At 34.5% G+C, this 12,198-nt stretch carries 9 protein-coding genes and 1 pseudogene; 1 reads left to right on the top strand and 9 read right to left on the bottom strand.

Going from position 1 to position 12,198, the window contains the following annotated elements:
• Positions 1-131: 131 nt before the first annotated feature.
• From E7276_RS14780 to E7276_RS14765, 4 genes are all read right to left on the bottom strand, one after another.
• Positions 132-479 (bottom strand): sugar transferase, encoded by a 348-nt coding sequence (locus E7276_RS14780; protein ID WP_294219279.1) that lies wholly within the window; start codon positions 477-479, stop codon positions 132-134.
• Positions 480-655: 176 nt separating this feature from the next.
• Positions 656-1,753, bottom strand: a complete 1,098-nt coding sequence (rfbG, locus tag E7276_RS14775) for a CDP-glucose 4,6-dehydratase (RefSeq protein WP_294219276.1) — start codon at positions 1,751-1,753, stop codon at positions 656-658.
• A gap of 66 nt (positions 1,754-1,819) precedes the next feature.
• Positions 1,820-2,329 carry a GtrA family protein gene (locus E7276_RS14770; RefSeq protein ID WP_294219273.1) on the bottom strand — a complete coding sequence of 170 codons (510 nt, stop codon included), beginning with the start codon at positions 2,327-2,329 and terminating at the stop codon, positions 1,820-1,822.
• Positions 2,330-2,443: 114 nt separating this feature from the next.
• On the bottom strand, positions 2,444-3,787 hold the full coding sequence (locus E7276_RS14765) for an MATE family efflux transporter (protein WP_294219270.1): 1,344 nt from the start codon (positions 3,785-3,787) through the stop codon (positions 2,444-2,446).
• 146 nt (positions 3,788-3,933) lie between these two features.
• Between E7276_RS14765 and E7276_RS14760 the strand changes: the two genes are divergently transcribed.
• The gene (locus E7276_RS14760) at positions 3,934-5,883 is read left to right on the top strand and encodes a hypothetical protein (RefSeq protein ID WP_294219268.1); all 1,950 of its coding nucleotides are present in this window, start codon (positions 3,934-3,936) and stop codon (positions 5,881-5,883) included.
• On the opposite strand, the pseudogene E7276_RS14755 reads toward E7276_RS14760, so the two are convergent.
• From E7276_RS14755 to E7276_RS14735, 5 genes and pseudogenes are all read right to left on the bottom strand, one after another.
• A pseudogene (locus tag E7276_RS14755) lies at positions 5,880-7,122 on the bottom strand (nucleotide sugar dehydrogenase). The gene E7276_RS14760 and the pseudogene E7276_RS14755 sit on opposite strands and share 4 nt — an antisense overlap.
• Before the next feature lie 447 nt (positions 7,123-7,569).
• Positions 7,570-10,155 carry a glycosyltransferase family 87 protein gene (locus tag E7276_RS14750; protein ID WP_294219265.1) on the bottom strand — a complete coding sequence of 862 codons (2,586 nt, stop codon included), beginning with the start codon at positions 10,153-10,155 and terminating at the stop codon, positions 7,570-7,572.
• A 10-nt stretch (positions 10,156-10,165) separates the two neighbouring features.
• Positions 10,166-10,753: a hypothetical protein gene (locus E7276_RS14745; protein WP_294219262.1), complete on the bottom strand. Its 588-nt coding sequence runs from the start codon at positions 10,751-10,753 to the stop codon at positions 10,166-10,168.
• 17 nt (positions 10,754-10,770) lie between these two features.
• The gene (locus E7276_RS14740; protein ID WP_294219259.1) at positions 10,771-11,565 is read right to left on the bottom strand and encodes an ImmA/IrrE family metallo-endopeptidase; all 795 of its coding nucleotides are present in this window, start codon (positions 11,563-11,565) and stop codon (positions 10,771-10,773) included.
• Between the two features lie 12 nt (positions 11,566-11,577).
• Positions 11,578-11,907 carry a hypothetical protein gene (locus E7276_RS14735; protein WP_294219257.1) on the bottom strand — a complete coding sequence of 110 codons (330 nt, stop codon included), beginning with the start codon at positions 11,905-11,907 and terminating at the stop codon, positions 11,578-11,580.
• Between the last annotated feature and the right edge of the window lie 291 nt (positions 11,908-12,198).

Genomic DNA, 12,198 nt, shown 5'->3' with positions numbered 1-12,198 from the left:
AGCTATATACTTCCTTGTTACCTAGGCGTATTCGGGACTTTCACCCGTTGGAGCGCGCCCATGGCGCGCAAACCATTAAAAGCAGCCCCAAAGGACTGCTCTCATTATATCATAATACATTGCTACATAAGCTACCTGATGCTTTTGGCTCCTGTGCCGCCTTCTACAACACTATCGTCTCCACCGAAAACGCCTAGTGAGCCAAAAAAGCATTTTAAATCCATCCCAAAACCAAGATGAGCAACATACTCACCATCCAGCCTAGCCTTCTCACTGATTTCCAGCTCATCACGTCCATTAATCTGCGCCCAGCCAATGAGACCTAGCTTCACATCATTGGCTCCGTATTTGTCGCGCTCAGCTGTAAGTACATCCTGATTCCAAAGACCAGGACGTGGGCCAATGACACTCATATTTCCAATGAAAATATTCCAAATCTGCGTAATGGCGTCAGATACCAATGTGGTAAATGCATACACCGCCCCTTTACTTACCTCCCCCAAAATGCTATTCTTATTCCATACTAAATATGTTCGGAGCCTTATGCTCCAAAGGCAACTCAGCATCGCCTGAGTTGCTTTTTCTTTTCACATTCAAAAAATGGAGCTATAGTTTAAAACCATAACTCCATAATGAAAATAATTAATTTCTAAAATTAGTTCTTTCCAACGAACTCTGCTATCTGCTTATCCATTACTGCAGCCACATCTTCACCATTGAGATATGCTACAGACCACTCAACGATTTTCTCCATTGTGGTTTCAACATTCCATACTGGACTCCAGCCAAAGGTTGTTTTGAGCTTGCTACAATCAAGTTTAAGGAAATTAGCCTCGTGTGGACCACCGTCATGCTTGTTAATCCAGCTAGCCTTGTTTAATGAACCTGCAGCTGCATTCCACTTATCACAGAAAAGCTGTACAAGCTCACCTGTAGTCCAGCAGTCACTGTCATTTGGTCCTACATTGTAGCTGCTAGCAAATGTCTTATCGTTATACTGTGCCTCAGCAACCATGAGATATGCCATAACAGGCTCAAGTACGTGCTCATAAGGACGAGTAGAATATGGATTTCGAACTACAATCTCCTGTCCTGCTGATACTGCACGAATACAGTCAGGAATGATTCTGTCATTGGCAAAATCACCACCACCGATTACATTACCAGCTCTGCATGTAGAAACTGCTGGCGCATCACAACCATACTGCTTCTGATATTCTTCATCTGTAAAGAATGAGTTCTTGTAACTAGATGTAACAAGTTCTGAACATGACTTTGAATTAGAATAAGGATCAAAGCCATTGAGTTCTTCATTTTCACGATATCCCCACTGCCATTCTTTATTTAAATAAACCTTATCAGTAGTAACATTTACAAATGAACGAACACTAGGAGTCTGGCGAACTGCCTCACAAATATTTACAGTGCCCATTACGTTCGTCTCATATGTATATACAGGATCCTTGTAAGAATCACGGACGATTGGCTGCGCAGCCATGTGAATAACTATCTCAGGCTTAACCTCAGCAAATACTGACAGCAAATGCTCCAAGTCTCTGATATCTCCTTCAATAGAATTCATCTTAGATGCCAAGTCACACATTTCAAAAAGTGATGGGTCTGTCGGAGCAGCTAAAGCGTAGCCTGTGACATCAGCACCGGCATTAATGAGCGCCTTGCACATCCATGAGCCCTTGAAGCCTGTGTGACCTGTGATTAAAACTTTCTTTCCCTTGTAAAAATCTAAATTCATATTTAATCCTCGCTTGTTATTAATATTAATCCATACATAAAAATCCTTACTACAAGTAAGAATCTATTATTTTGTTTTAAATGCCCAAAACTTATTAATAATAAAATTAATCGGTACACTTACTAAAAGATTAATTATTGGTGAAATCAATTTAGATAGACCTATAATATCAACCCAAAAGAATGCCAAAACTGAATTAAGGAATAATCCAGTAAAGGAATATGATATATATGTCTTAATAAGTGTCTTCCAAATATTTCGTGACTGTCCTTCCTCTACTACAAAGACCATCTTATTATTCCAATAGAATGACCAAAGTACACTGAGTACAAATGATACTACTGTAGCAATAAGGTAATCTACTTTAGGAAAAGCGTTTGCTTTTTGTAATCCCACAAGTGTAGCCACATATAAAACATAAGATACAACTGTATTGGTAACACCTACAATTCCAAACTTCACAAATTGGAAAATTGCCTCATGGGTAGACTCTGTGTATTCCCTACCAAATATTTTGAATATAAAACCAAAAATCTTTTTTACAATTATATTTAATAGTCCAAGTATTTTATCCATTTTAAAAATCCCTATAGCGTTATAATCTCAGAATATCATATTAAACCGATAATCCTCTAGGATTATAAGCTATAAGGAACTATAAATCAAATACTCTGATGATAAGTCATTTGTTTAGATTATGTGAAATGTAGCCCATTTATTACTCAAATATCTGGTCAGATAACTAATGCCTCTTACATACCAATCTATAAACATTCCAACCCAAACACCCATAAGGCCAAAATGCAGGTGAAAAACAAAGAAATAGCTCGCAACTATTCGAAATAACCACATAGATAAGATACTCACTGTCATAGTGAATTTCACATCTCCAGCTGCACGTAAAGCATTTGGCAACGTGAAACTTAGTGGCCAAACTAGAATTGCCGCCAGGAAAAAGGCTCTTAATACCAATACAGCAGAGTTTGCAGTTTCCGTTGAAAGAGAGAATAAACTGACTATTTGAGGCGCAAAGATAAATAATAGTCCTTTTGATATCCAGTCAGAAACGAAAGCATACTTCATCAGTCTTTTTACTTGTTTTTTCGCCTCTGGTATATTACCTGCACCCATACATTGCCCTACTATCGTGATTAACGCAATTCCAATAGATGTCGCAGGAAGATTAGGGAAGTCAATCACCTGGTAAGCTACAGAATTCGCTGCAATTGCACTGGTCCCGAGAGTTGCCACCATACCAACAACCATAAGCTTGCCAATTTGAAACATTCCATTCTCAATTCCACTTGGTATACCAATTCTAAGGATCTTTAGAATATATTTCTTCTGTGGGACAAATGCTGTCACAGCTTCCGGCTTCAGTTCATTAGAATCGGATTTAAAAATAACTATCATTATTAGGGCTGCAATTATCCTACTTAGTAATGTAGCTAATCCTACACCTAATACTTCTAATTTCAAACCAAAAACAAATAATGCATTGAGAATTACATTAGCTATATTCATAACTATACTTATTCCCATACTAATACTACTGTTACCAGAACTTCTGAAAATAGCAGCTCCCGCATTGTAAATTGCTAAAAATGGATACGAAAAACTCGTAACAACTAAATATGTTACAGCCGAATCCATAACATCTCGCTCTACCCTTCCAAATATTGTTCCTAATAGTTGTCTTGGGTAAATGATAAGTAAGATTGCAAGGATAATAGTAGAAAATTCCATCAATGAAATAAGCTGTCCTGTACAAACCTTACATTCTTTTCTATCTCCGCTGCCTAAATACTGACTGACAACTACAACACCACCTGTAGCAAAAGCTGCTAATATTTGTATTACAAGTCTATTTATATTATCTACTAGAGCTACACCTGATATAGCCGCTTCGCTCACGGTAGAAATCATCAATGTATCTACAAATCCCACACTTACTGCTAACAGTTGTTCAACAACCAAAGGAATAATTAGTCTAGCTAGGTATTTATTATCAAAGTTCAAATACTTATTTCTCATCTCATTGTCTTTCTTGTGTAAATACTAAATTTCATTCCAAATTCAATTAACTACTGTATCTTTTGTCAGTTTACTCATTTCTTCTCACGTCTAAATATTTTATAATAGCTACTATAAAGAATATAAATCTTTTTGGAGAAATATTAATGATTAAATCAGACTCTATTTACAATCTAAACAAAAACGCATCTAACCTTGCTTTAAACAGCAATCACGATAGAAATTACATTCATCTTTTTCGTCCTCATAATAATAACAAACTTAATATTATCGGCAGCTTTAAAGAATCTATAGATCTAGAACATACTGATTACACAGAGTCCGACAATTTATCCTCAAGTACTCCTAGCTCAACTGATATTTTGTCTGCATTTAGTAAGAATTCATTTGGAATCATTGCAAACCGAGACTTTCCTGATTTTCGTGACATTTCACTAGATATCTATGGCAATGATAAGAATTTTTATAAATCCATTGATGCTTTTGAAAAAGAGTTAAATAATGCTGTCAATAACTTTTGCATTGATAGAAGTAATCCAAATGCTAGTGGTACAAAACCTGCTGGATATTCCTACGCATATGAGCAGTATCAAAAAGCCCTATATGCCCGCTGTCTAATTGCCGCTATATGGTGTTTTGGAATAGAATTAAACGATAACAATGCAATCTTTAAAAGTGAGTTAGAAGCCTCTAAAGAAGTTTTTGTAGTATCGAACGAGGATAAAGGAACCTTTACTATATTTGGTCGACCAAGCGATTCACTTATTACTAAACTCGCATATGTTGATTGTACTATTACCTCCAATAGCACAACTATGCCTTTTTCACAAATCTATAAAAAGGACAATCAAAAGCTTTTAAAATCTTCAAATCCTTCTCTTTATTCAGGGGTTCTTCCACGACTTGTCAGTATCAAAACCGCAGAACCATCAACCGGCAACAACACTGTGGAAAAAATGACTCTTTCATTAGGACGAACCTCATACATGACAATTATGGGGCTCCATTTCACAAGCGGAGGTACATATCAGAGTTCTCTTCTAGATCACCCATACTTGATTAATATTATGCTCAATGGAGTATCTCTTTCTGAAATCAACAAAGATTTCGACAGACAAGAATCTTTTCTACAACACAAACTTGTAGAAACCTTAAATAGTAACATTTCCTATGAAGATGAAGTCAAGGCATTAAATGACTATCTTTCTAAGTCATTTAATGTTCATAATGTAAATATTTCTGGGAATGTAATTACAGGTGATAGCTACTGCCTTTTCACAAAACGCGCTGATAAAATGACAGATAAAAACCAATATTATTGTTCTGTGAACGGTGGTAGTGAAATAATTGACACATCTGTAAGATACTATAAGAATTCTAATTTGGAGGATATCCCAACTATCGATTATTCTGATGCACCTTTTTACTTTGGGAGTGAACTCACTCGTGAAAGTATTGCAGAACTTGGAGATACGGATACTTCCCCATATTGGACTTATTACGGACTAACTTGTATGTCTCACTTAACAGATTCATATGAAACAGATAGTAATTGTTTATGGATGCACTTTAATGTATTAGGCGAGAAGACTAGTCCATATACTCTTGAACAAATAAATACCATGAGGTCATCCGCATCAGAAAAATTTGAAAGTAAATCACTGCATGGATACTCTATTACTCAATACCGTACCAGACATGAATATGCTATTAGCCGCTTAGTAAAATATACCCAATTTCTTCAAGATATAAGTGACATCATCATTGCAGTTATAATAGCAATACAATTAATAATTAATCATCATTTCACAGATAGTATTGCAAATACTGCTTTCTCATTTGCACTTGCTATAGTTGCGTTAATTCTAATCATTAAGTCATGCATTGATTTACATAAAAAGAGCAAAATTTATTCTAATTTTATTATTAAAACCTATAATCACTTCAATATAAAACTATACAAATGCGATTATACAAATGAATTCAACAACAGCTTTCAACATAAATTAAACGCTAACAATGAGCTTGATTCGATTTTTTATGTGCTCACCAATATGCATTTATTGACAATGATTAAAGATAAAGAGGATGACTAGTCTCGCCTAAACAAATCCCTAGTATAAACCTTCTCCTCAACATCATCCAAGCAAGCATCATATCTGTTAGCAATTATGCAGTCACACTTAGATTTAAACTCATCTAAATTATTTACAACCTTACTTCCGAAGAACGAGCTACCATCTTCCAAGGTTGGCTCGTAAATGATTACAGTTGCGCCCTTCGCTTTGATTCGTTTCATGACACCCTGGATAGAACTCTGGCGGAAGTTATCTGAATTAGACTTCATAGTTAATCTATATACACCAACGACACACTGAGCATCTACACCTGCTGGCAAATCGCCTCTGTTGTAATCATCGTAGAATCCAGCTTTCTTAAGCACTCGTTCTGAAATGAAATCCTTTCTTGTACGATTGGATGCAACGATTGCGCTAATCATATCCTGAGGGACATCAGCATAGTTAGCCAATAACTGCTTGGTATCCTTTGGTAAACAGTATCCACCATATCCAAAGGATGGATTGTTGTAATGTGAACCGATTCTAGGGTCTAAGCAAACGCCCTCAATGATTTTTTGAGTATCTAATCCCTTTAGCTCAGCATATGTATCAAGCTCATTGAAATAGCTAACTCTGAGAGCTAGGTATGTATTTGCAAAAAGCTTTACTGCCTCTTCCTCGGTGAATCCCATAAATAGAGTTTCAATATCTTTCTTTTCTGCGCCTTCTACAAGCAAATCTGCAAATTCATGAGAAGCCTTTACTAAACGCTCATCATTAACATCTGTAGATACGATAACTCTAGAAGGATATAAGTTATCATATAAAGCCTTTGATTCTCTCAAAAACTCAGAACTAAAAATAATATTTGAAGTGTTATATTTCTTTCTAACAGACTCTGTATAACCAACTGGAATCGTGCTCTTAATAACCATTATTGCATTTGGATTTACATATAACAAGCTCGATAACTTTTTCTACTGCAGAAGTGTCGAAAAAATTCTTTTCACTATCATAATTTGTTGACGCTGCAATAATTACAAACTCTGCGTCTTTATATGCAGCCTCGCCATCTATTGTTGCAACTAAATCTAAATCCTTTTCTGCAAGATACTTCTCGATATACTCATCCTGAATTGGTGATTTTTTATTATTAATTAAATCAACTTTCTCAGGAATAATATCTACAGCCTTTACGCTATTATTTTGTGCTAAAAGTACTGCTAAGGACAATCCTACATAACCAGTACCAGCTACTGCTATTTTCTTTTTCACCTTGTTATTTCTCTCTATTCTTTTTTAGTGATGTTTAACAAAGAACCTTGAATTATCAAGCTTTGTTAACCTGTTTACAGTTACTTATATTGATCAAAATAGTGCATTACAGATATGAAGTGGCTTCTTGTCTCCCTTATCATCTACAGTAACTAACCTCTCATGTCTACCAGGATTACTGACCTCTGTCAGGTCCTAAATTCCTTCGTACTGCTTATCCGTAGTTGGGTGCTGCTCATGCTCCTTACGCAGGATCGTTGCCCTATGAATAATGTCATCGCAGCGATTAGCTCGCTATTTCTATGGATATCCGTCATCATTTTGAATCTGTCAACCACTGCATACCCCAGCGCATATAATACTTTATTAAAATCCTTTTTCAATACATCTTCCTCTCACAATAAAACATTTTCAAAGGCCAATCTAAATTAGCCTAAATATCATAACCTAGTTCGCAACTTTTGCAAAATAAACATCATCAACTTCCCACTGCTTTAGCTTGTGCTCAGAGAGTAATGAATTGTTTGTTCTTTCAACGTAATTATTTAATGCAGCAAATGTGTTGCTACCTATGGCTAAAGCACCTTCTCCAATATTACTATATGAATTAATATATGAAGCCTCATATGTATCTCCAGCAATGGCGCGAACACCAACAGCATCAATATTAACAAAGGCAACACTATTTTCAATGGTACCATTATTTATAGCTGCTAACGCACCGGCTTCATAGCCGTATAACTGTCCATTAATAAAACAATTGCTTATCTTTCCATTACCAGCAATGAAATAAGCAAAACCTCCAACTGAACCTCCGGAAATATTGCAGTTAACAAGATTTAGATTGTAAATTTCTCCATTAAGTTGGCCAAATACGCCCATCTCTTCATCATTGTCTGACATAGAATAATAATTTATTAGCGAATATCCTTGACCATCATAAACGCCATTAAACATACAATCTTTTTCTGTCCAACCAATTGGCTCAATTGATGTCTTTCCATCAAATTCAATATCAGATGTCTGAACAAAATATGCTCCGCCAAAAGACTCCCCCTTATTAGACAACTCAACCAACTCTAAGAAATCTTCAACCGAGCTAATCTCGTAAGGATTATTCTTAGTGCCTTTTCCAGCAAATGAATAGTGTGCATTATATGGCTTTAAAAAATGTAATCCAGTAATAATAAGTACCGATAAAATCAATATAAGCATCGCTACAAACTCTGCAGCTTTGGTAGTAATTGATACCTTCTTTGTCAGCTCTGATACTATATTAATGGATATCCGAATAACAAAATAGAGAATTATCGCATTCACAACCAATGTCGAATATGACATTGGCAAAATAATCGATGTCGTAAACACAGCTCTATCAACCCAAGGCATATAAGGAAGCGCCAACGGAACAAGCATTATTCCAAACAAAATACTCTCTCCCCTTGATATTGCCTCATCATTTTTTAAAGCGGTCAAGATTGCAGGGTAAAATAGAATTATTACGTACATAAATGAAAACTGTGGGAACCAAGCACATGCTACTGCAAGTAAAAATAAAGTTTCCCATTCCTTTTTTGCTAAAAAAGCAAGAACAACCAATAAAATCGTGACTATGCCTAGCATAATTTGAGAACATTCAAAATTTGTAGAGCATATGGCATTAATAATCTGTGTAAGATTATATAAGCTAATATTTCCTCCTAGTCCCTTGCTAGTCATCATATCGGATGCCTTAGACAAGCCTGTTAGAAACTCTCCAACGGTTGCCATTCCGTCAAAAGCGAAAAATGGAATTATAAATGTCAAAAATCCTATTATTGCCAAATGGATTGTTTCCTTGAATCTTTTTGATTTGAGTGTTAGTAATCCAAATAGAGCTGGATAAATCTTTATGCTAGCGGCAAATGCTAAGCATAAGTAGGCTAGATATCGTTTCTTCTTATCCTCAGAGTCATAATATCTCGTATATACCAATAGCCCACAGAAGGCCAATAGTATTATGTTTCCCCTCTGGATGGTGTATATAAAAGGCCCTGAAAGAATTAACAGCCAACTATATAGGTTTTCCTTTTCAAAACAATCTAAATATTTTCTAAAGAGGACATAAACAATAGCTATGCACAAAAGAACCAATATTCCAAAATAAAACATTGCAATGTCATTTTCTCTAAGCCCAGATGATGTTTGTAATAACTGAACACTATCTGGCAAAATCCAATAGAAAGCTTTTAAAATAAGAAAACACATTGCTGGATAGCTTGCGTATGCGTAATATGGATCATGATTTTTCAACAGTAACAACATATTAAAGTGATCCATATAATTATCTGTAGATGCAACGCTGAAGTAGCTTCCCCAATAATAATTCCGAGATAAGATATTAATTATAAAAAATGCAAATTGTCCTATTAGTAACACTGTAAAAAACGACCTAATATTACTAGCGCACAATTGTAGCTTGACTATTTTTTTTATAAAAATATAAAACAGAACAAATAAAAACAGCCCCCAAACTATCGCATATACAATAAGCTTCTTGTTCAATGACACTACATTTTTGTATAGTGAAATGCTACTTATCTCAATTTCTTTATTCTTATTTCCTGTAATAACGAGTTTAATATCATTTTCCTGTCTAGGAAGTTTAATATTTAATGTCGTGCCCTCTTTGGAAAAAGAATACTGTTCTCTTTCATATTTAACATAATCATCTTCGTCATCCAGATAATAGATTTCCACTCCGCATTTAATATTATCAACAGCATGGATATCTAATTGAAGACAATCTTCATCACCTTGAATTGGTACAATAATATATGATTTTTTCTTTTCACTTATAAATGTATTTCCGGAAATTCTATAGCCGTCTACAACAAAGCTATTCCAGTTGTCATACTTGGCTACCAATGTCTTAGTAGCACCAAAAGTAAATGAACCACTAAAAATCCATTCAAAAATGATAAGTAGTGTTAATAAAAGGCTAATGCACAGCGGTATTTTATTTCTTTTAATAGATGATATATATTGAGCCATATGTATTGTATTATTTCCTTTGCGATTTTATCATTCGCTTCTCATTTTTTTTTAATGTACTGTGTACAGAACTATTTATATAATCAATAGCATCCTCTCTACTATAGACTATAATTGTATTTGGGCACAGTTTGTTTTCTACAACAGAGCGTGCAATAGTCTTAGAACCGATATCATCTGATAAAAATATACCAAACTCAAACAATACACACATAGTTATTGAATGAATTTCACCTAAACTACAATTTCTTTTCCATTGAGTAAAAATATCTTCAATCGGAACTTCTCCGTAATATTCATTGCAAATTTCCATAAAAACAATTTTATAATAGTTCCTAAGATCATCATCATATAAAATTTTATTCAAATCTTGAATTAGCAACATTTCCTTTTCTGTTAGTGACTTTATTCTATTCTTCCCATGTTCAGGAGCACTTACATCCATCATCTCGTTTATATATACCAATGAATGAACACCTGCAATACATCCCAAATCGTGAAATAAGCGTCCTACCAAGCTAATCCATTCACTTTCTTGCATTACTATAGAAGCTATTTTGTGCATAAAATCATTATCTACTAGCGCAATATTTCGCATAAATTTTCCACTCCCTATTAATTTATATTGATTTTAAGATTATCATCTAGTATGTTTTTTTCATCTTGCGCAATAAAAGTAGCATACTTTTTCTTTAATCTCATGGCCTTAGGAGTAAGTTGTCCCCTTTTTGTGAGTTCATTTATTATCTGACTCAAACCATCAATATTCTTTTCCTTTGTAACAACAAGTAGCTCTTCAAATTTCTTTTCTACAATAATTCGATGAACATAATCATCTTGATTATCTATTGCCTTTTTGAAAATAAAAGCCTCTGCATCAGACCTTTCCAACAATCCTAACTCATAAAATCTCAACACAACTGCCTCAAAGGTACAGGAAAATTCATTCATAACTCCTATAACTATTTCCAAAAATAATTCCTTTGTAAGTTGCTTCTTAATTCCAAGTTTACGAATCCGTTCTAAAAACAGATCTTCTGGCATTAGTATTTCTGCTGCCATTCTATTAACAACAAGTTCCTCCTGTGTTTTATCTATTCCTAAATAATCAATTATCCCTAATATATGCCCTAATTCATGAGCAGCTGCAAAAACCTGTTTTTCTTTTGTCTTCGCAGAGTTAATAAACACAAAATGTTTTTTATCCCCTTCCCAAGGCATATCTCGTAATAAAAAAGCATCGTTCTCCTCGTTTTCTTCAAGTGGATAGAAAACCAATACCGCATATTTTCTTAATATGTTAAAAACGCCCTCTTTTAAAGGGCGTTCTTCAAATTTGATATTAGCATCAATAAAACTATTAATCTTACTTACTACATTATTTGGCAACAAATCCGGCAAATTATTCATACTTATCCACCTCTACTTTAATACTTCATCATATAAATCCATATAATCATAGATATCATTTAAAATATTCTCACGATTTTCACCTTTTGTAAATCCAGTCATACAATGAACCACGTTTTCATCATACTCCCGATTATCTTCTTTTAATAAGGCTTTTACTGAGACACCAATGTAATCTGCAATTTTTGACAATTGTGGAAATGTTAACATCTTGCGTCCTTTTAAAACTTGCTGAAATTCCACGTCTGAAAAGCCGAATTTCTCTCTAATTACTGTAGCATCAACGTTATTTTTTTTCATTGCGCTCTCAATTGAGAATCCAACTATCCTAATACCTTTCATTAGAAATCTCCTTATAATCAAACTTAACCTAACAATATATTATACTATCAATTTGTCCAAATTGTGTCAAACTAATGTGTATAATACAATCAATTATTAGGATTCAAAATCCAACTTAATGACATTTCGTACTATACCCTCAATACACGTGTATATGTTATCATCCACAAAAATTTTATACATCTTCGAATAAATATATATTCCTCACATATAACGTAAGCGCTTAGTATTACCCCGTAGGGTACGAATAAAGGCATCCTTTCGGATGCCAGACATTCAACATATGGAGCA

The sequence above is a fragment of the Pseudobutyrivibrio sp. genome (assembly GCF_015057185.1).
Lineage (GTDB): Bacteria > Bacillota > Clostridia > Lachnospirales > Lachnospiraceae > Pseudobutyrivibrio.
Note: the sequence above shows the minus strand (reverse complement) of the source record. Positions and strands in the feature narration are given on the sequence as shown.